A 19,888-nucleotide genomic window follows, 5' to 3' on the forward strand; every position below is an offset into this window, starting at 1 on the left:
TGATCGATCATCGATCACGGTCGTACAGTCGTCGGCGGACTTCAACAGAGGTCCCCTCGCCCTGTCCTGCCAAGACCAAGGGCTCCACACCCCTTCGACTCCGGAAGGCGGCGATTATGACCGACCCCACCCGCATCCAGCCGAGCGAGCTCGACCAGCTGCCGGATCGCGACCCCGAGGAGACCGCCGAGTGGCAGGCGTCCCTCGACGCCGTCACCGAAGCGGCGGGGCCGCACCGCGCCGCGTATCTGATGCGACGCACCCTGGAGCGCGCCGAGGGCGCCGGTCTCGCGCTGCCGAAGCTGCTCGAAACCGACTACGTCAACACCATCCCCACCGCCGCCGAGGCCGGCTACGGCTTCGACGGCGACGAGGCGCTGGAGGCGCGGATCACCGCGTGGAACCGGTGGAACGCCGCCGCCATGGTGTCCCGCGGCTCCAAGTACGGCGTCGGCGGCCACATCGCCACCTTCGCCTCCGCCGCCTGGCTCTACGAGACCGGGTTCAACCACTTCTTCCGGGGCAAGGAGGCCGACGGCTCCGGTGACCAGCTGTTCATCCAGGGGCACGCGTCGCCGGGCATCTACGCGCGGGCCTTCCTGGACGGGCGCCTGACCGAGGCGCACCTGGACAACTTCCGGCAGGAGTCCGGCGGCAACGGACTGCCGTCCTACCCGCACCCGCGCCGGCTGCCGTGGCTGTGGGAGTTCCCGACCGTGTCGATGGGCCTCGGCCCGCTGTCGGCGATCTACCAGGCACGGTTCAACCGCTACCTCACCAACCGCGGGATCAAGGACGTGTCGAACTCGCACGTCTGGGCGTTCCTCGGCGACGGTGAGATGGACGAGCCCGAGTCGACGGCGGCTCTCGCGCTCGCCGCCCGCGAGGGTCTGGACAACCTGACCTTCGTCATCAACTGCAACCTGCAGCGCCTCGACGGCCCGGTCCGCGCCAACTTCAAGATCGTGCAGGAGCTGGAGGCCCAGTTCCGCGGGGCCGGCTGGAACGTCGTCAAGACGCTGTGGGGCTCCGCGTGGGACGAGCTGTTCCAGCTGGACACCACCGGCGCGCTCGTACGCAGGCTGCGCCAGGTGCCGGACGCTCAGGTCCAGACGTACCAGACGAGGGACGCGGCCTACATCCGCCAGGACTTCTTCGGTGCCGACCCGGCGCTGGTCGAGATGGCGAAGCTGCTGTCCGACGACAAGATCCTCGAGTGCTTCCACTACTCGCGCGGCGGCCACGAGTCCCGCAAGGTCTTCGCCGCCTACCGGGCCGCGCTGACGCACGCGGGCGCGCCCACCGTCATCCTCGCGCAGACCGTGAAGGGTCACACGCTCGGCAAGGGCTTCGCGTCCAAGAACGCCAACCACCAGATGAAGAAGCTCTCGGTGGACGAGTTCAAGGCGATGCGCGACCTGCTGGAGCTGCCGATCCCGGACAGCGCCTTCGAGGGCGGCCAGGTGCCTTACGGGCACCCCGGCGCCGGCTCGGCGGAGGTGCGCTACCTGCAGGAGCGGCGTGCCGCGCTGGGTGGTCCCGCGCCGGCTCGCCGGGTGCACCCGGTGGCGCCGCTGCCCGCTCCCGCGGACAGGGCGTTCGCCGCGTTCGACAAGGGCTCCGGTGCGCAGTCGGTCGCCACGACCATGGCGTTCGTGCGGCTCGTCAAGGACCTGGTGCGCGACAAGGAGACCGGCAGGCGCTGGGTTCCGATCGTCCCGGACGAAGCCCGTACGTTCGGTATGGAGTCGCTGTTCCCGTCGCTCGGCATCTACTCGCCGAAGGGCCAGACGTACGAGCCGGTCGACCGCGACCAGCTGATGTACTACAAGGAGGCCGTCAACGGCCAGATCCTCAACGAGGGGATCACCGAGGCCGGGTCCATGGCCGACTTCATCGCCGCGTCGACCGCCTACTCGACGCACGGCGAGCCGATGATCCCGTTCTACATCTTCTACTCGATGTTCGGCTGGCAGCGGACCGCCGACCAGATGTGGCAGCTCGGCGACCAGCTCGGCCGGGGCTTCCTGGTGGGCGCGACGGCCGGTCGTACGACCCTGACCGGTGAGGGGCTCCAGCACGCCGACGGGCATTCGCCGGTCATCGCGGCGACGAACCCGGCGGCCCTGACGTACGACCCGGCGTTCGCGTACGAGGTCGCGGTGATCGTCAAGGACGGTCTGCGCCGCATGTACGGCGAGGGCGCGCCGGGCGAGGACCCGAACGTCTTCTACTACCTGACCGTCTACAACGAGCCGATGCCGCAGCCGGCGAAGCCCGAGGGTGTCGACGAGGGCATCGTCAAGGGCCTGTACCGGTTCAAGGAGGGCTCGGGCGCCGAGGGCGCGCCGCGTCTGCAGCTGCTGGCGTCGGGCACGGCCATCCACTGGGCGCTGGACGCGCAGCGGATGCTGGCCGACGAGTGGGGCGTGACCGCCGACGTGTGGTCCGCGACCTCGTGGACCGAGCTGCGGCGCGACGCGCTGGAGGCCGACGCGGCGCTGCTGCGCGGCGAGGAGCGGGTGCCGTACGTGCGTCAGGCGCTGGCCGACGCGCAGGGCCCCGTCCTGGCGGTCAGCGACTACATGCGCCAGGTCCCGGACCAGATCGCCCAGTGGGTCGAGCAGGACTACAGCTCGCTCGGCGCCGACGGCTTCGGCCTGTCGGACACCCGTGAGGCCGCGCGCCGCCACTTCGGTGTGGACGCGCCGTCGATCGTGGTCGCCGCCCTGGCCCAGCTGGCCCGGCGCGGTGAGGTCCCGGCCTCCGCGGTGAAGGACGCCCGGGAGCGCTACGGCCTGTAGCCCGTATCCCGGAGTCCCGCTGTTCTGCCTGTGCCCCCGGCCCGCCTCCCCGCGTCCGGGGGCACAGGCATGATGGGCGCATGCGTGCCGCCCGCCTGATCAAGATGGTGCTGTTGCTCCAGTCCCGGCCGTCGATGACCGCCGGTGAGCTCGCGCGGGAGCTGGAGGTGTCCGAGCGGACGATCACCCGGGACGCGCTCGCCCTGTCGGAGGCGGGCGTTCCGGTGTACGCGGACCGGGGGCGGAGCGGCGGGTACCGGCTGGTCGGCGGCTACCGGACGCGGCTGACCGGCCTGGCGCGCGGCGAGGCGGAGGCGCTGTTCCTGTCGGGCGTGCCGGGTGCGCTGCGGGACATGGGCCTGGACGACGCGGCGTCGGCGGCCCGGCTGAAGGTGTCCGCCGCGCTGCTGCCGTCGCTGCGGGGCGCCCCGGAGTCGGCGGCGCAGCGGTTCCACCTGGACGCGCCGGGCTGGTACCAGGAGCCGCAGGCCCCGGAGCTGCTGCCGGCGATCGCCGACGCGGTGTGGGACGACCGGCTGGTGTCGGCCCGCTACCGGCGCGGCGACACGGTCGTGGAACGCGAGCTGGCGCCGTACGGGCTCGTGCTGAAGGCGGGCGTCTGGTACCTGTGCGCCCGCGCGGACGAGGCGTTCCGGGTGTACCGGGTGGACCGGTTCGAGGCGGTGGCGCCGGGCGCGGAGCGGTTCGCGCGGGACGAGGGCTTCGACCTGCCGGAGTTCTGGGAGGAGCGGGCCGCCGAGTTCGCCCGGTCGCTCCTGCGTACGGAGGTGGTGGTGCGGCTGTCGGACGCGGGCGCGCGACGGCTGCCGCACCTGACGGATCCGGCCGCCGCGCGGGAGGCGCTGGCTGCGGCGGGGCCGGCGGACCCCACCGGCCGGGTGACGGTCACCCTGCCGGTGGAGTCGGAGGAGGTGGCGTTCAGCCAGCTCCTGGCGCTCGGCCCGGAGGCGGAGGTCCTGGAACCGGCCACGCTGCGGGAACGGTTCGCCGGGGCGGCGGCCGGGATGGCGGCCCTGTACGGCGCCCCGGGTCAGCGGTAGTCGTCGGCGGGTGCGTCCTTGTCGCCGTGGACGACGTCCCGGAAGTAGCTCCAGGCGTCCGGCTGGGAGCCGTCGGCGTCGGTGAAGCCGTACTCCTTGGCGAGCTGGGCGCTGGACAGCGACTGGCCGTTCCAGCGGGAGCGGTCGGGGTCCGCGGCGAGGGCGGCGACCGCGCGGCCGACGTAGACGGGTGACTCGGCGACGGCGAAGTGGGGTTCGCGGGCGCAGGCGTCGCGCCAGTTCTCCTCCCGCACGCCGAACGCGTCGAGCATCTCCTCGGAGCGCAGGAAGCCGGGGGACAGCGCGACGGCGGTGCAGCCGGTGTCCTCCAGGTCGTGGGCGAGGGCGAAGGCCATCCGGATAGGGGTGGTCTTGGCGAGGTCGTAGTAGAAGTTCTCGCGGAAGCGCTGGTTGTACTCGGCCGTGCCGTCGGTCATCTCGACGAGCAGGCCGCCGGGGTGCCGGACGAGCAGCGGCAGGGCGATGCCGCTGGTGATGGCGTGGCTGCGGATGCCGAGGTCGAGCATGCGCAGGCCCTGCTCCAGGTCGGTGTCCCACATCTTGACGCCGAACTCCAGCAGGTGGTCGCCGCCCCAGAGGCTGTTGACGAGGGTGTCGAGGCGGCCGTGGTCGCGGTCGATCCGGGCGACCAGCGCCCGCACCTGGTCCGGTACGAGGTGGTCGGTGGGGACGGCGATGCCTTCGCCGCCCGCCGCGGTGACCAGTTCGGCGGTCTCCTCGATGGTCTCGCCGGGGCGGCCGACCTCGCTGACGTGGTCGCGGGTGGTGCGGCCGGTGACGTACACGGTGGCGCCGACGGCGCCGAGCTGGACGGCGATGGCGCGGCCGCCGCCCCGGGTGGCACCCGCGACCAGGGCGACCGTGCCGGCCAGGGGCCGCTCGACGGATACGCCGGGGGCGGTGCCGGGAGTGGTGGGGGCGGTGCCGGGGGAGCTGCCGGTGGCGGTGCCGGGGGAGCTGCCGGTGGCGGTGCCGGGGGTGGTTCCGGCGGTGGTGGGGCGGGTCGCGTCGGGGGTGTCCGGGGTGGCGCCGGCGGTGGGGGTGTGGGTGTTCCCGTTGGTCATACGCCGACTGTCGCAGGGAAACCCGACATCTTCTGTCCGGTTTCATTTCGGCCGCTCCGCGTGCGCCGTTCCCCGTGACGCCCGATGCTTGTCCCGTGATGGACGAGACGGAGTTCTGGGAGATCGTCGACTCGACCCGCGAGGCCGCCGAGGGCGACCCCGAGGACCATGCCGACCTGCTGGTCGAGCGGCTGCTCCAGCTCGATCCCGACTCCGTGCTGGACTTCGCCCGGCATTTCGAGTCCCGCTACAACCGTGCGTACACCTGGGACCTGTGGGGTGCGGCGGCCGTACTGCTGGGCGGCGCCAGCGACGACGCCTTCGACTACTTCCGCTGCTGGCTGATCGGCCAGGGGCGGGAGGTCTTCGAGGGCGGGGTGCACGAACCGGACGCGCTCGCCGAGCTCCTGGACGACTTCGACGAGGAGATCGACGGGGACGGGGAGGAGCTCGGGTACGCGGCGGACGAGGCGTACGAGCAGCTCACCGGTGTCGTGGCGCCCGACCTCGGCATCGCGGGTCAGCCCGCTGAGCCGGAGGGCACCCCGTTCGACCCGGAGGACGAGGCGGCGCTGGCGGAGCGCTTCCCCCGGTTGTGGGAGAGGTTCGGCGGCTGACCCGGGGAGGCCGCCACCGCCCCGGGGCCATGGCGGCCCCTGGACGGGGGTCGGCGGCCCCGGGCGGGGTGCCGGGGCGCGTGCGTCAGAAGTGGGTGCCGCCGTCGACGCGGATCTCGGTGCCCGTGATGAACGCGCCGTCCTCCGAGCCGAGCATGGCGACGACTCCCGCGACCGTCTCGGGACCGGCGAAGCCCTGCCCGATGGCGGGCACGAGCTTCGTGAACAGGCTCATGTCGGCGTCGTCCGGGAGGCCGGGGCCGGAGCCGGTGGTCATGCCGGAGGCGATCGAGCCCGGTGCGACACAGACGGCGCGCAGGCCCTGCCGGCTGTACTCGCTCGCGATGGCGTGGGTCATCGCCTGGATGCCGCCCTTGCTCGCGGCGTACGCCGACATATAGGGGTGGGCGAACGCGGCGGAGGTGGAGGAGAAGTTCACGATCACGGGCCGGTCGCCGGCCAGCAGCGCGGGGACGGCCTCGCGGATCATCAGGAACGTGCCGGTGAGGTTGACCGCGACGACCCGGTTGAAGAGGTCGAGCGTGGTGCGGTGGGTGTGCTCGGAGCGCAGGATCCCGGCGGCGTTGACCAGGACGTCCAGGCCGCCGAGGGTGTCGACGGCCTCGGCGACACCGGCGGTGACGGACCGTTCGTCGGAGACGTCGAGGAACGCGGTCGTGAGGCGCCCGGTGACGTCGGACGCCGTGCCGCCGGCGGTCACCGCTCGTTCGTACGTGGCCTTCAGCCCCGCCTCGTCGACGTCGACGGCGACGACCCGGCCGCCCTCGGCGAGGATCCGGAGGACGGTGGCGCGGCCGATGCCCGAGCCGGCTCCTGTGATCAGTACACGGCGGTTCTGGTAGCGGTCCATGGGGCGACACCGTACGCGCGAGTGACACGTTTTGCCATAGTGGCACCAGGGGTCGTATGGGGTGGTCTGTCCGGGCGTAGGCTTCTTTTCGATGAGCACCAAGCCCTCCCTGACCGAACGCCGGAAGGCCGCCACCCAGCTCGACATCGCCCGCGCCGCCGCCGACCTGTTCACCGACCGGGGCCCGGACGCGACGACGGCCGAGGACATCGCCGAACGCGCGGGCGTCGCCCTGCGCACGTTCTACCGGTACTTCCGCAACAAGCAGGACGCGGTCGCGCCGTTCCTCACCGGGGGCGCCGACCGGTGGCGCGCCCTGCTCGCGGCCGCCGCGCCGGCCGGCGAACGGGGCGCCGAGCCGCTGGCCGCCGCCCTGGAGCGGTCGGTCGCCGAGGCCCTGGCCGTACCGGACGAGACCGCGGCCGATGGCCTGCGCCGCACCCGGGGGCTGCTCCGAGCGGCCGACGGCGACCCGGCGCTGCGGGCCGTCTGGTACAGGGTCAACCACGAGTCGGAGGAGCTGCTGCGGCCCGTGGTCGCCGCGCTGGCCGGCCCGGACGCCGACCCGGTGGACGTCCGGCTCGCGTCGGCGGCGGCCACGGCCGCGATCCGGGTGGCGCTGGAGACCTGGGCCGGGACGGACGCCCCCGCCGCCGAAGCGGGCCCGCTCGCGGTGCGCTGCCTGCGCGAACTCGCGGGCGGCATCAGCCTGCTGACGCCGCCCCCGGCTCCCGGCCCCGCCCCGGGCCCCGGCTCGGGTCGATGAGGCTGCGGCCCATGAAGACGTCGTCGACGTACCGGCCGTCGAGGTAGAACTCGCCGGGCAGCACCCCCTCCACCACGAACCCCTCCGCCTCGTACAGCGTGCGCGCCGGGGCGTTGTGGCCGAGGACGCGCAGGGTCAGCCGGGTCGCCCCCTGGCGGCGCGCCTCCTCGCCCGCCGCGCGCAGCAGCGCCCGCGCGATACCGCGCCCGCGCGCCGAATCGGCGACCACGAGGCCCTGGATCTGCCGGACGTGGGCGTTGCAGGCGAGCCGCGTCGGCAGACCGATCCGTACGTATCCGAGCGGCACGCCGGCACCGTCGTCGGCGACGAGATAGTCCTCCGGGCGGTGCGTGGAGTCGAAGAACGGGTCGTACGGCGGCTGCGGCTTCGGCACCACGGCGTGCAGCGGGGACCAGGTCGTGCGGTCGAGGGCGGCGAGCGCCTCCGCGTCGCCGTGACGTGCGGGGCGTATGTGCGGGGAGGTCATGCCGGTCACTGTGCCATGAGGGCAGGATGGGACCCATGGACATTTCCCGGCCGCAGGACCCTCCCCGGCCCCTGGACGCTTCCCGGCCCCTGGACCTCTCCGGTGGCACGTCCCGTATCGCGGTGAGCGGTGCCACCGGGCTCATCGGCTCGGCCCTGGCACGCTCCCTGCGGGCCGACGGCCACGACGTGGTGCGGCTCGTGCGGCGCCCGGCGCGGGGGCGGCACGAGGTGGAGTGGGACCCGGAGCGGCAGTACGTGGACGTGGCCGGCCTCGCGGGCTGCGACGCCGTCGTGCACCTCGCGGGCGCCGGCATCGGGGACCGCCGCTGGAGCGAGGCGCACAAGAAGCGCATCCGGGACAGCAGGGTGCTCGGCACGGCCGCGATCGCGGAGGCCGCCGCTTCCCTCGACGTACCGCCGAAGGTGCTGGTGTGCGCGTCGGGCGTCAGCTACTACGGCGACACCGGCGAACGGGCCGTGGACGAGTCGGCCCCGGCGGGGGACGGCTTCCTGGCGTCGGTGTGCGTGGAGTGGGAGGAGGCCACGGCCGCGGCGGAGGAGGCGGGCGTCCGGGTCGCGCACGGCCGCACCGGGCTTGTGGTGTCGCGCGATGGCGGCGCGTGGGGGCGGCTGTTCCCGCTGTTCCGCGCCGGACTCGGCGGCCGGCTCGGCGACGGCCGGCAGTACTGGAGCTTCATCGCGCTGCACGACCAGGTGGCGGCGCTGCGGCACATCATCGACACCGAGTCGCTGTCCGGCCCGGTGAACCTGACGGCCCCGGAACCGGTCACCAACCGGGAGGTGACGGCCGCGATGGGGCGCGTCCTCAGGCGCCCGACCCCGTTCCCCGTCCCGGCGGCCGCGCTGCGCCTCGCCCTCGGCGACCTCGCGTCGGACGTGCTGGGCAGCCAGCGGGTGCTGCCCAGGAGGCTGTTGGAGTCCGGGTTCCGGTTCGCGTTCCCCTCGATCGACGGGGCGATCCGCGCGGCGGCACGCGCCTGAGGCCCGGACGGGCCGCGCCGTCTTCACCCCCCTCGATCGCGCGGGCGCTCGCGATGCCGCACCGCCGCGTACCGAGGTGTGCGGGAGCACCGGCCTGTCCGTAACCGGCCATGGCGGGGCAGCGAGCAGCACGCGTGTGCGACCTCCGTGCATCGGTGACCCCCCACGCGCGCGACTGCCCCGGCGTGGCGGGGCCCCCTACGCTCAGGAGCCGCTTGGGAGCCACCGGAAGAAACCCGACTCGACACGGAAGTACAGCCGACCGCAGAGACACCCGGGGACACCCGGGAGGACCGGGGACACCCGGGAGGACCGGAGACATCCGGGAGGACCGGAGACATCCGGGAGGACCGGGGAGACCCGAAACCGGACCCGAAACCGGACCCGTCACCGGACTCGCGTCCAGACCGGTCACCAGACCGGTCACCAGACCCGAAACCAGACCCGTCACCAGACCGGAAACCAGACCCGAGAGCAGAACCCGAACCCGACCCGAACTCGGGCATTCCGGAGCCCCGTCGGGGGCATGAGCCACCCACGCACCGAACCGTCACCCCGGGGAGGGACACGTGCTCAGTACCGCACGCCACGCGGACGTCGTCATCGTCGGAGCCGGGCTCGCAGGGCTTGCTGCGGCTCACCAGCTGACCAGCGCCGGGCTGACGGTCAGCGTCCTGGAGGCCGCTCCACAGGTAGGGGGGCGGATGGCCACCGACCACGTCGACGGGTTCCGGCTCGACCGGATCGGTCAGCTCCTCAACACCTCGTATCCCGAACTGCGCCGCACGCCCGGCTTCGACAGCGGGGACCTGCGGGCCTTCCAGCCGGGCGTGCTGGTGCACAGCGCCGGCCGGCTGCACAGGACCGGCGAGCTGGGCGGCACGCGCGGGGCGCTCACCAGGGCACGGGTGCTGGCGAGCACGCCGCGGCCGCTGGACCAGGCCCGGCTGGGCGCGGCGTTCTCGCGCCTCGCGGCCATGCCGACGGCGCGGCTGCTGGCCCGGCCCGAACGGCCCGCGCTGGAGGCGCTCCTGGGGCGCGGCCTGCCGGCCCGTACGGTCAGGACGTTCCTGCGCCCACTGCTGTCTGCCCTGCTCAGCGACCCGGAGCTGACCACGTCCAGCCGGTGCGCCGACCTCACGCTGCGCGCCTACGCCCGGGGCCGGCTGTGCGTCCCGGCGGGCGGTGCGGCGACGCTGCCGCAGCGGCTGGCGGCGGCGCTGCCGCCCGGCACGGTACGGACGGGGGTACGCGTGAAGGACGCGTCGATCAGCCGGGTCGTCACCGCCGAGCACGGCGAACTGTCCTGCCGGTCGCTGGTGGTGGCCACCGGTGCCCGCGCCGCCGCCGAACTGCTGCCGGGACTGCGGGTGCCGGACTTCCACGCGGTGACGGTGCTGCACCACACGGCTCCGGCGGCTCCGCTGTCGACCCCGTCGCTGGTGCTCGACGCCGACCGCTCGGGACCGGTGTCGCATACGGCGGTGATGAGCGAGGTGGACGCGTCCCGCGCCCCGGACGGCCGTGTCCTGGTCACCTCGACGGTGCTGGGCGCCCCGCCGGACGATCTGGACCGCCGGGTCAGGGCGCACCTGGCGGGGCTGTACGGGACGCCCACGGACGACTGGGAGCTGCTGGCCGTCCGGCACGACCCGGAGGCCGTCCCCGCCATGCTCCCCCCGCACGATCTGCGCCGCCCGGTGCGCCTGCTGGCCGGCCTGTACGTGTGCGGCGACCACCGTGACATCAGCACGGCGCAGGGGGCGCTGCACTCCGGCCGGCGCGCCGCCCAGGCCATCCTCCGCGACCTGGGCTTCCCGCCGGCCCACACCCCCCACACCCTGGGCGCCGTGGCGTAACGCGGGGGGGGCGCGCCGTGGCGTGACGCGGGGGCGCGGGTGCTGGGGCGGTAGGCGCTGGGGGGCGCCGAACGAGCACCCGTGGACGGGGGCGGGGGCCTGGGCGGGGTCCGGCCGGGTGCGGGGCAGGGGGGATGCCCCGGCACCGGGGGCGGCCGGACTCCGGGGGCGGGGCCCGGGGGCGGGTGGCCGGGGGCGGGGCGCCCGGGCGGATGGGCCCGGCGGCAGACAGCCCGGCGGCAGGGGGCGCCCCGGGGGCGGGCTGCCGGGGGCGGCGGACTCCGGGGGCGGGGCGCCCGAGGGCAGGGGGGCCGGGGGGCGGGTAGCCCGAGGGCGGGCGCCCGGGGGCCGGAGCTCCGCGAGTGGGGTGCCGAGTACGGGGCGGCACGCCACTCGCGGGGCTCCGGTCGGGGAAGGGCCGGGTGTCAGCCGAGGGTGGCGCCCACCCGGTCACGGTAGTTCCGGACGGCGGCAGCGTCCCGGTAGGGCTCCAGGCGCCGTTCGAAGTCCCGTACGTACTCCACCGCGCGCGCGGAGCGCATCTCCGACGCCTGCTGGGCCGCCTCCGCACCCAGGGCGCACGCCTGGTCGAGCTCGCCGAGGCCCAGCCGGGAGGTGGCGAGCACCACCCGGCAGAACAGCCGGCTGCGGGCGAACGCGGGCGAGTGCAGCTGGAGCGAGCGCTCCGCGTGCTGCGCGGCCGCCCGGTACTGCTGGAGGTCCCGGTGGCAGTGCCCGAACTCGTCGGCGAGCTGGCCCTCGTCGAAGAACCGGGCCCAGTACGGGACGTCGTCGCCGGGGCGCGCGGCGTCGAGGGCCCGCTCGGCCCGGACGAGCGACGCGGTGCACGCCCGCACCTCCCCCAGCACGCCGTGCCCGCGCGCCTCGACCGCGTGGAGCAGCGCCTGGACGACGGGGGGCGCCGACGAGCCGATGCCCTGCTGGGCGACGCGCGCCAGCTGCACGGCCTCACGGCCGTGCCCGAGGTAGACGGCCTGGCGGCTCATGGTCACCAGGACGTACGAGCCGTACGCCCGGTCCCCGGCGGCCTGCGCGAGCCGCAGCGCCTGGACGAAGTACCGCTGGGCGAGGCCGTGGGCGGCGATGTCGTACGACGTCCAGCCGGCCAGCCGGGTCAGGTCGGCGGCCGCGGCGAACAGCCGTCTGCCGGTCGTCTCGCCGTACGTGCCGCGCAGCATCGGCTCGGCCTCGTGCTCCAGGTAGCGGACGAGGGCCTGGCGGGCGTGTCCGCCGCCGTACGCGTGGTCGAGGGTGCGGAACAGTTCGCCGACGGAGCGCAGCGCCGCGATGTCGCCGCCGGACACGCGCTGTCCCGGGCCCCGCTCGGTGCCCCGGTCGGCGCCGCGCTGTCTCGGCACCGACGGCGTGTGGGCCGGGAGGGTGGCGGCCCCGGGCCCGGCGGGCGCGGCGGCCGGGGACGGGCCGGGGCGGCCCTGGAAGGGGACGCGGCCGGGTGGTGGCGGGAGCTCGCCGCGTCCGACCCGTTCGTCGGCCCGTCCGATCAGCCAGTCCCGGCTGGGGACGACCAGCCCCGCCGGGGTGAAGGCGATCTTGCGGAGTTCGGCGTGGCTGCCGGAGTCCTTGCGCCACAGCCCGCTGACGATGTCGACCGCCTCTTCCGGGGTCGACGCGAACTCCAGGCCCGCGTACACCGGGGCGCAGGCGTCCAGGCCGAGGTCCTGGGCGGACAGCCGCCGCCCGAGGCGCCGGGTGAAGACCTCGGCGATCAGGGCCGGGGTGGTGCCCCGGGGCTGTTGCCCGCGCAGCCAGCGCGTGACGGACGTCTTGTCGTACCGGAGGTCGAGGCCATGTTCGAGCCCTAGCTGATCCACCCGTCTGGCAAGTCCTGCGTTGGAGAAGCCGGCTTCGGCGATAAGCGCGGCGAGCTGGCGATTCGGGTTGCGCTGCGGGGGTCGATCCGTCATCAGCTGTGCGGTCTCCTGCCTTCCGGGCCGGGGTGCAGCCCCCTTGGAACGGCGCGAATTTAACCGCCATCGGCATCGATACCGCCACCTTCGCCCCACATTCATCCGATCGTGTGAGGATTGGGGGCGATGCTGACGGGCGCACCGTGTGCCGGCGGGCGGTCGCACCTGCCCGACCGGTGTCCCGGCGGCCGCCGTACAGTGGCGGTGGCGTGATACGCGCTTTTCTAGGGAGACGGTGCCGTGAGTGAGCTGCGATTCGTCCATCTGGGGTTCGGTGAGGACGCCATCGAGTACCGGGAGGCGTGGGACAGGCAGCGCGAGGTCCACGCCGCCCGTTTCGCGGACGAGGTCCCGGACACCTGCCTGCTGCTGGAGCACCCGCCGGTCTACACGGCCGGGCGGCGTACGGAGGACAGCGAGCGCCCCCTGGACGGCACGCCGGTCGTGGACGTGGACCGGGGCGGCAAGATCACCTGGCACGGTCCGGGCCAGCTCGTCGGCTACCCGATCCTGAAGCTGCCCCGCCCCGTGGACGTCGTGGCGCATGTGCGCCGCCTGGAGGAGGCCCTCATCCGGACGGCCGCGGACTTCGGCCTGGAGACCACCCGGGTGGAGGGCCGCAGCGGTGTGTGGGTGCTGGGCGACCCGGTGGAGGAGCGGCCGGCGCTGGGCGGGCTCTCCCTGGACTTCGACCCGCGCCTGCACGACGAGGAGTTCGACCCCCGGCTGAACGGCCCCGAGTACGCCCCGTCGAACGCGGGGCAGCGCCGGGAGGACCGCAAGCTGGCGGCCATCGGCATCCGGGTGGCCAAGGGCGTGACGATGCACGGCTTCGCCCTGAACGTGAACCCGGACAACACCTGGTTCGACCGGATCGTGCCGTGCGGCATCCGGGACGCCGGTGTGACGTCGATCGCGAACGAGCTGGGGCGCGATGTGACGATCGCGGAGGTGCTGCCCGTGGTGGAGAGGCACCTGCGGGAGGTCCTGGAGAACGCGGAGCCGACGCCGCGCCCGGTCGCCGGGAACACGGAGACCGCCCCGTCCGGCCCGGCAGGGCGGACGGCGGAGCACCCGGCCGTGAACACGACCGGCGAGCCGGGCGGGAACACGACCGGCGGACCGGACGGGAACACGACCGCCCGGCCGGCCGAGAAGGCGACCGTCTAGGGCGCCCGCGAACGCGCCGCCCGGGAATGCGCCCCGCCGACCCGGGGTTGGCACCAGCGCCGCCGCGTGGCGCTGTCCGCCGTGGCGCTGTCCAGCAGGGGGTGGTGGCCTAGAGACGGGCGGGCGTGAGGCCACACTTTTATCGGGCGTACCCTGGTGTTCGCCGAGGAATCGAAGCCGTAGGAGCCAGCCGTGTCCGCAGTCGCACCCGACGGACGCAAGATGCTGCGCCTGGAGGTCCGGAACAGCCAGACCCCCATCGAGCGCAAGCCCGAGTGGATCAAGACCCGGGCGAAGATGGGCCCCGAGTACAACCAGATGCAGAAGCTCGTGAAGAGCGAGGGGCTGCACACGGTCTGCCAGGAAGCGGGCTGTCCGAACATCTTCGAATGCTGGGAGGACCGCGAGGCGACCTTCCTCATCGGCGGCGACCAGTGCACCCGGCGCTGTGACTTCTGCCAGATCGACACGGGCAAGCCGCAGGCCCTGGACCGGGACGAGCCGCGCCGCGTGGGCGACTCCGTCGTCACGATGGACCTGAACTACGCCACGATCACCGGTGTCGCCCGCGACGACCTGGAGGACGGCGGCGCCTGGCTGTACGCGGAGACCGTGCGGCAGATCCACGCGATGACGGCCGGCCGCGAGGGCGGCCGCACCAAGGTCGAGCTGCTGATCCCCGACTTCAACGCGGTCCCCGAGCAGCTCGCCGAGGTGTTCTCCTCCCGCCCCGAGGTGCTGGCGCACAACGTCGAGACGGTGCCGCGGATCTTCAAGCGGATCCGCCCCGGCTTCCGTTACGAGCGCTCCCTCGACGTGATCACCAAGGCCCGTGAGGCCGGTCTCGTCACCAAGTCGAACCTGATCCTCGGCATGGGCGAGACCCGCGAGGAGGTCAGTGAGGCGCTGCGGGACCTGCACGAGGCGGGTTGCGAGCTCATCACGATCACGCAGTACCTGCGCCCGTCGGTGCGCCACCACCCGGTGGAGCGCTGGGTGAAGCCGCAGGAGTTCGTGGAGCTGAAGGAGGAGGCCGACGAGATCGGCTTCTCCGGTGTGATGTCGGGCCCCCTGGTCCGCTCCTCGTACCGGGCGGGCCGGCTGTTCCAGCAGGCCATGGAGGCCCGTGGCGCGGCGGCGACGGCGGCGGCCCCCACCGTGTGAATTCACGCACAAATCATTACCGGCCAGTAATGGCCGATTCGGCGCGGCCCGTCCGTTCCCCGCAGGTGAGGGGCGCGTACGGGCCGCTTCGGGTTCCATGAGAGGTGCGTCAAGGCTTCATGGGTGTTTGACCGGTCGGTCACGCCCTGGTAACACCAGCTGATAAGACTGGTTCCACGCCGCACACGCGCCGTGACGCGCCGCTTCCACCGGCTCGCCCCGGCTCGCGTCACCACGCCCCCCACCTCATCGCCCACCGGCACCGAGGGAGACAACCGACATGCAGGCCGCGACTCAGCAGGTACGCGCCAACGCCCTTCCGTCCGTCACCGATGCCCTGCGCGCCGTCGAGGCGCTGCTGCTCGGCAGCGGACAACGCACGGCCCGCCGGAACGCCTGGACATCCGTCCTGGAGGACCGGCGCCGCGCCAAGGACCGGGTGGAGACGCAGCACGTACTGGAGGCCGCGGCTGGTCGCACTTCCTCGGCCACGTAAACTCAGAGCATGGCGAGGAAGGCAAAATCAGACAGCGGTGACGCCGCTGCGAACCCAGGGCGACTGAAGCAGATCGCTCTGACGTACAAGATGACCCGACGGTCCGACCCGAAGGTCGGTCTAGTCCTCGCGGGTGTGGGGATCGTCGTCTTCGGCGCCCTCCTCGCGATCGGCTTCCTGATCGGGCACCCGGTCTACCTGGGCATCCTGGGCTTCCTGCTGGCCTTCCTCGCGATGGCGATCGTCTTCGGGCGGCGCGCCGAGCGGGCGGCCTTCGGGCAGATGGAGGGCCAGCCCGGCGCGGCGGCCGCCGTCCTGCAGAACGTGGGCCGAGGCTGGACGACGACCCCGGCGGTGGCGATGAACCGCAGCCAGGACGTCGTCCACCGGGCGGTGGGCAGGGCCGGCATCGTGCTGGTGGCCGAGGGCAACCCGAACCGGGTGAAGACCCTGCTGGCCGCCGAGAAGAAGCGGATGGCCCGCATCGTCGTGGACGTGCCGGTGCACGACATCGTCGTCGGTGACGGCGAGGGCCAGGTGCCGCTGAAGAAGGTGCGCACCACGATGCTGAAACTGCCGCGCGTACTGTCCGCCGCGCAGGTGACGGTGGCCAACGACCGGCTGCGGGCGATGGGCGACCTGATGAGCAACATGCCGTTGCCGAAGGGCCCGATGCCGAAGGGCATGCGAATGCCACGCGGCGGAAAGATGCGCTGACCTCACGACGACACGAGAGGGGCGCCCCGGCAGCTCGCCGGGGCGCCCCTCTCGTATGCCGAAGCCCATGCCGACACGTATGCCGGCCCGTACGCCGCCTCGTGCGCCGTACGCGCACTTCGTCCGCCGTGGCCAGCCGCCGTACGCGCACTCGTCCGCCGTATGCCGCACCCGTCCGCCGTGCGCCGTGCGCCGGCCGCCGGGTGGGACCTGGCGGCCGGGACCCCGACGGGTCAGGCCCTGACCTGGACCGCGCGGGCGAGCCGGTCGTGCAGCCCGCGACCGTCGCGGTCCCAGATGAGGGCCGGGATCGCGAGGCACAGCAGCAGGCTGCGCACGACGACCCGGCCGAGGCCGAGCCGGTCGCCGTCGACCGAGATGACGCGCAGACCGAACAGCCGCTTGCCGGGAGTGCTGCCGACCGTACCGACGGTGACGACGCTGAGGACGAAGAGCACGCCCAGCGCCCAGTTGCCGGTCGCGTTTCCGTCACCACGCGCGATCAGGCCGTATGCGATCAGCATGCACAGAAACCAGTCGACGAAGAGCGCCCCGAAGCGCCGCCCGAGCGGGGCGATGGCGCCCGTACCCTCCTGCGGCAGACCCAGCCGCTCCCCTCGGTAACCGAGGTCGGCGCCCATCTCCTCGGCGGCCGCGCGGGGCCCGGAGAGCCACGATCCGATTGCTTGCCTGTTGTCCACCCGTACACGGTACTGCGACCGTTTTCGATCACCCCGCGCCGGGTCCGCAGCAGGCCCTCGGGGGCCGCCGGACGAGCCCGTGCCGGTTAACTTGGGCGAAACAAATGGGTCATGCTTGAGAAATCCCGCGTGCCTATGGTCGGGTCCAGCGTGTGCCACCGCACTGGCCGCACGACCGAGCTACAACCCCGCCCTCCCCCGGGTGGGAGTAGGAGGAGTTGGATGTTCCAGAACGCCGACGAAGCCCAGAAGTTCATCGCGGACGAGGACGTCAAGTTCGTCGACGTCCGCTTCTGCGACCTCCCGGGCGTGATGCAGCACTTCACGATCCCGGCCAAGGCTTTCGACCCGGCCGAGGAGCTGGCCTTCGACGGCTCGTCGATCCGCGGTTTCCAGGCCATCCACGAGTCCGACATGGCGCTGCGCGCGGACCTCTCCACCGCTCGGGTGGACCCCTTCCGCCGCGACAAGACGCTCAACATCAACTTCTTCATCCACGACCCGATCACGGGTGAGCAGTACAGCCGCGACCCGCGCAACATCGCCAAGAAGGCCGAGGCCTACCTCGCCTCCACCGGCATCGCGGACACCGCGTTCTTCGGCCCCGAGGCCGAGTTCTACGTCTTCGACTCCGTCCGCTTCAACACCACGGCGAACGAGGGCTTCTACCACATCGACTCCGAGGCCGGCGCCTGGAACACGGGTGCGCTCGAGGACAACCGCGGTTACAAGGTCCGCTACAAGGGCGGCTACTTCCCGGCCCCGCCGGTCGACCACTTCGCCGACCTGCGCGCCGAGATCTCCCTGGAGCTGGAGCGGTCCGGCCTCCAGGTCGAGCGCCAGCACCACGAGGTCGGCACCGCCGGCCAGGCCGAGATCAACTACAAGTTCAACACGCTGCTCGCCGCGGCCGACGACCTGATGCTCTTCAAGTACATCGTGAAGAACGTCGCCTGGCGCAACGGCAAGACCGCGACCTTCATGCCGAAGCCGATCTTCGGTGACAACGGCTCGGGCATGCACGTCCACCAGTCGCTGTGGCAGGGCGGCGAGCCGCTCTTCTACGACGAGCAGGGCTACGCCGGCCTGTCGGACACCGCCCGCTACTACATCGGCGGCATCCTCAAGCACGCCCCGTCGCTGCTGGCCTTCACCAACCCGACGGTGAACTCGTACCACCGCCTGGTTCCCGGCTTCGAGGCCCCGGTCAACCTGGTGTACTCGCAGCGCAACCGCTCCGCCGCGATGCGTATCCCGATCACCGGCTCGAACCCGAAGGCCAAGCGCGTCGAGTTCCGCGCCCCGGACCCGTCCTCCAACCCGTACCTGGCCTTCTCGGCCCTGCTGCTGGCCGGCCTGGACGGCATCAAGAACAAGATCGAGCCGGCCGAGCCGATCGACAAGGACCTCTACGAGCTCGCCCCCGAGGAGCACGCGGGCGTCCCCCAGGTCCCGACCGACCTCGCGTCCGTCCTCAACGCCCTGGAGGAGGACAACGAGTACCTCCAGGCGGGTGGCGTCTTCACGTCCGACCTGATCGAGACGTGGATCGACTACAAGCGCACCAAGGAGATCGCCCCGATCCAGCTGCGCCCGCACCCGCACGAGTTCGAGCTGTACTTCGACATCTAAACCCTGGCTGGCCGCCATCGGCGGCGATCCGGCAGAACCGGCCCTGACCTGTGAGAACGGTTCCCATCAGTTCCCGTTCTTCAGGGCCGCTTCCCACCCTCTTGTGCAATCCCCGTGCAAGATGATCATGGGTGGCTGATGCCCCATCAGCAAACGAGTCTGGCCCCCGCCTCGTCCGACGACGCGGCAGGGGCCAGGCTCGTTTCTGCGCACTGCGCGCGGGAGCGCGCACTCAGTCGTACTCACGGAGGGCGGCGACGAGATCCCGCCCCTCCTTGGCTCCCTGGCGCATAAGCACGGCCGCCGTGGAGTGCAGTTCGTTCCAAGAGTGCGGGCGCCCGACGGCGGAAGCGTCGGGGACGGTCGCCACCGCCACGGCGGCGGCTTGCGCCGCCTCTCCGGCTCCAGCCAGCGCGTGCGCCAGGCACGAGCGGTACCAGGCCCGGTCTCTGCGGTACTCCTCCGGCAGCGCGCCCAGCCCTTCCGCGAGCTGGTCGGCAGCCGTACTCCAGTCCCGCAGGTGCAGGGATGCCATGCCGCGTTGCAGGGTGAACCACGTCTCGTCGTAGAAGTACATCCACACCGGCTCGTCCTCGGGGTGCTTGGACGCGCGGGTGATGAGGTCCTGCGCTTCGTCGAGCAGTCGGCGGGCGTCGTCCGCCTCGTGATCCAGCGCGTGTCCTCGGGCGGCCATCTGGGCGGCCATGCCCTGTACGCCGAGCGATGTGCCCGGCGCGGACCAGCGGGCGGCTTGCGCCAACCGTACGCACCGGGTGCCGCGCCCGCCGGACCACGCCATGTGGGCCTTCATGCTGAGCGTCGTGGCGGCCATGTTGGCGTCTCCGGCCTCCAGCGCCCATTCGTGGGCCCGGTCGTACCACGCGAGCGCCGAAGCGGTCTGCGCCTGGTCCTGCGCCATCCACGCCAGGAACTGCGCGTGCTCGGCGGCGAGACGCACCACCCGGTCCGCCAGCGCGCGGCGCGCTCCCCCGTGCAGGTCCACCACGGTCCGGAGCTGCTGGTGCACCACGCTGACGAGCGGCCGTGACCCGATGCGGTCCTCCGCCCGGCGATGCTCGGCAAGCAGCCGGTCAAGCCAGTCCAGCGTCGCGGCGTCCACGTGGTTCGAGGCGTCGACGACGCTCGTCACGCGGGCCAACAGGTCCTCGTCCGGCGCTGCCCCGGGAAGCATCAGCCGCGGAACCGGCGCCACGCTGCTGGCCAGATGTGCGGCCACCGCTTGCAGGTCGGAAGGGATACCGAGCCCGGACACGATGCGCTGACGCACTTCCACGGACGTGACCTTGCGGCGCCCGCGTTCGATGTCGGACACGTCCGGCTGGACCAGGCCGACGCGCTCACCGAGCTTCGTCTGACTCAGCCCGGTGAGCTTCCGGTACGCGCGGAAGACGGCGCCCCAGTCCTCGTTCGTGACTGCCGCCGCCAAGTCCGGGTGACAGGACCACAGGTCCTCGGAAGGTGCCCCCATATCCCCAATATAGGGC

Annotated in this window: 16 protein-coding genes and 1 pseudogene; 11 read left to right on the forward strand and 6 right to left on the reverse strand. The window is 72.8% G+C overall.

What is annotated here, in order from left to right; translation table 11 throughout:
* The first annotated feature begins 116 nt into the window (after nt 1-116).
* Nucleotides 117-2,804: a pyruvate dehydrogenase (acetyl-transferring), homodimeric type gene (gene aceE, locus ACGF5U_RS02020; RefSeq protein WP_392713780.1), complete on the forward strand. Its 2,688-nt coding sequence runs from the start codon at nt 117-119 to the stop codon at nt 2,802-2,804.
* 80 nt (nt 2,805-2,884) lie between these two features.
* Nucleotides 2,885-3,865 (forward strand): helix-turn-helix transcriptional regulator, encoded by a 981-nt coding sequence (locus ACGF5U_RS02025; RefSeq protein ID WP_392713778.1) that lies wholly within the window; start codon nt 2,885-2,887, stop codon nt 3,863-3,865.
* On the opposite strand, the gene ACGF5U_RS02030 is transcribed toward ACGF5U_RS02025, so the two are convergent.
* Nucleotides 3,856-4,950, reverse strand: a complete 1,095-nt coding sequence (locus ACGF5U_RS02030) for an SDR family oxidoreductase (protein WP_392713776.1) — start codon at nt 4,948-4,950, stop codon at nt 3,856-3,858. The genes ACGF5U_RS02025 and ACGF5U_RS02030 overlap by 10 nt on opposite strands.
* A 98-nt stretch (nt 4,951-5,048) precedes the next feature.
* Between ACGF5U_RS02030 and ACGF5U_RS02035 the strand changes: the two genes are divergently transcribed.
* Entirely contained in the window at nt 5,049-5,567 is a 519-nt protein-coding gene (locus ACGF5U_RS02035) for a DUF4240 domain-containing protein (protein WP_392714388.1), read from the forward strand.
* An 85-nt stretch (nt 5,568-5,652) separates the two neighbouring features.
* Here the strand turns inward: ACGF5U_RS02035 and ACGF5U_RS02040 are convergent, their stop codons facing one another.
* Nucleotides 5,653-6,438, reverse strand: a complete 786-nt coding sequence (locus tag ACGF5U_RS02040) for an SDR family NAD(P)-dependent oxidoreductase (protein ID WP_392713774.1) — start codon at nt 6,436-6,438, stop codon at nt 5,653-5,655.
* A gap of 91 nt (nt 6,439-6,529) precedes the next feature.
* On the opposite strand from ACGF5U_RS02040, the gene ACGF5U_RS02045 reads away from it, so the two are divergent.
* Nucleotides 6,530-7,204, forward strand: a complete 675-nt coding sequence (locus ACGF5U_RS02045; protein ID WP_392713772.1) for a TetR family transcriptional regulator — start codon at nt 6,530-6,532, stop codon at nt 7,202-7,204.
* Here the strand turns inward: ACGF5U_RS02045 and ACGF5U_RS02050 are convergent.
* On the reverse strand, nt 7,143-7,691 hold the full coding sequence (locus ACGF5U_RS02050) for a GNAT family N-acetyltransferase (protein ID WP_392713770.1): 549 nt from the start codon (nt 7,689-7,691) through the stop codon (nt 7,143-7,145). The genes ACGF5U_RS02045 and ACGF5U_RS02050 overlap by 62 nt on opposite strands.
* 35 nt (nt 7,692-7,726) lie before the next feature.
* On the opposite strand from ACGF5U_RS02050, the gene ACGF5U_RS02055 reads away from it, so the two are divergent.
* Both ACGF5U_RS02055 and ACGF5U_RS02060 read left to right on the forward strand, forming a co-directional pair.
* Nucleotides 7,727-8,695: a TIGR01777 family oxidoreductase gene (locus ACGF5U_RS02055; RefSeq protein WP_392713768.1), complete on the forward strand. Its 969-nt coding sequence runs from the start codon at nt 7,727-7,729 to the stop codon at nt 8,693-8,695.
* 569 nt (nt 8,696-9,264) lie between these two features.
* Nucleotides 9,265-10,554: an NAD(P)/FAD-dependent oxidoreductase gene (locus ACGF5U_RS02060; RefSeq protein WP_392713766.1), complete on the forward strand. Its 1,290-nt coding sequence runs from the start codon at nt 9,265-9,267 to the stop codon at nt 10,552-10,554.
* A 425-nt stretch (nt 10,555-10,979) separates the two neighbouring features.
* Here ACGF5U_RS02060 and ACGF5U_RS02065 read toward each other — a convergent pair whose 3' ends face one another.
* Nucleotides 10,980-12,500: a regulator gene (locus tag ACGF5U_RS02065; protein WP_392713764.1), complete on the reverse strand. Its 1,521-nt coding sequence runs from the start codon at nt 12,498-12,500 to the stop codon at nt 10,980-10,982.
* A 243-nt stretch (nt 12,501-12,743) separates the two neighbouring features.
* Here ACGF5U_RS02065 and lipB point away from each other — a divergent pair.
* The 4 genes and pseudogenes from lipB to ACGF5U_RS02085 form a co-directional block, all read left to right on the forward strand.
* A pseudogene (gene lipB, locus ACGF5U_RS02070) lies at nt 12,744-13,550 on the forward strand (lipoyl(octanoyl) transferase LipB); the annotation flags it as partial.
* 315 nt (nt 13,551-13,865) lie between these two features.
* Nucleotides 13,866-14,837, forward strand: coding sequence for a lipoyl synthase (gene lipA / locus ACGF5U_RS02075; RefSeq protein WP_392713762.1), 972 nt, complete (start codon nt 13,866-13,868; stop codon nt 14,835-14,837).
* 280 nt (nt 14,838-15,117) lie between these two features.
* A complete protein-coding gene (locus ACGF5U_RS02080) occupies nt 15,118-15,333 on the forward strand; it encodes a hypothetical protein (RefSeq protein WP_392713760.1) in 216 nt (71 codons plus the stop codon).
* 9 nt (nt 15,334-15,342) lie between these two features.
* Nucleotides 15,343-16,050, forward strand: coding sequence for a DUF4191 domain-containing protein (locus tag ACGF5U_RS02085; protein WP_392713758.1), 708 nt, complete (start codon nt 15,343-15,345; stop codon nt 16,048-16,050).
* 233 nt (nt 16,051-16,283) lie between these two features.
* Here ACGF5U_RS02085 and ACGF5U_RS02090 read toward each other — a convergent pair whose 3' ends face one another.
* Nucleotides 16,284-16,751 (reverse strand): RDD family protein, encoded by a 468-nt coding sequence (locus tag ACGF5U_RS02090; RefSeq protein ID WP_392718971.1) that lies wholly within the window; start codon nt 16,749-16,751, stop codon nt 16,284-16,286.
* Nucleotides 16,752-16,973: 222 nt separating this feature from the next.
* Between ACGF5U_RS02090 and glnA the strand changes: the two genes are divergently transcribed.
* Nucleotides 16,974-18,383, forward strand: a complete 1,410-nt coding sequence (gene glnA / locus ACGF5U_RS02095) for a type I glutamate--ammonia ligase (protein WP_392718974.1) — start codon at nt 16,974-16,976, stop codon at nt 18,381-18,383.
* Nucleotides 18,384-18,615: 232 nt separating this feature from the next.
* Here glnA and ACGF5U_RS02100 read toward each other — a convergent pair whose 3' ends face one another.
* Nucleotides 18,616-19,872 (reverse strand): helix-turn-helix domain-containing protein, encoded by a 1,257-nt coding sequence (locus tag ACGF5U_RS02100; RefSeq protein ID WP_392718976.1) that lies wholly within the window; start codon nt 19,870-19,872, stop codon nt 18,616-18,618.
* Between the last annotated feature and the right edge of the window lie 16 nt (nt 19,873-19,888).

Origin of the sequence: Streptomyces sp. NPDC047886 (assembly GCF_043204435.1) — a bacterium.
In the GTDB taxonomy this organism is placed as follows: domain Bacteria; phylum Actinomycetota; class Actinomycetes; order Streptomycetales; family Streptomycetaceae; genus Streptomyces.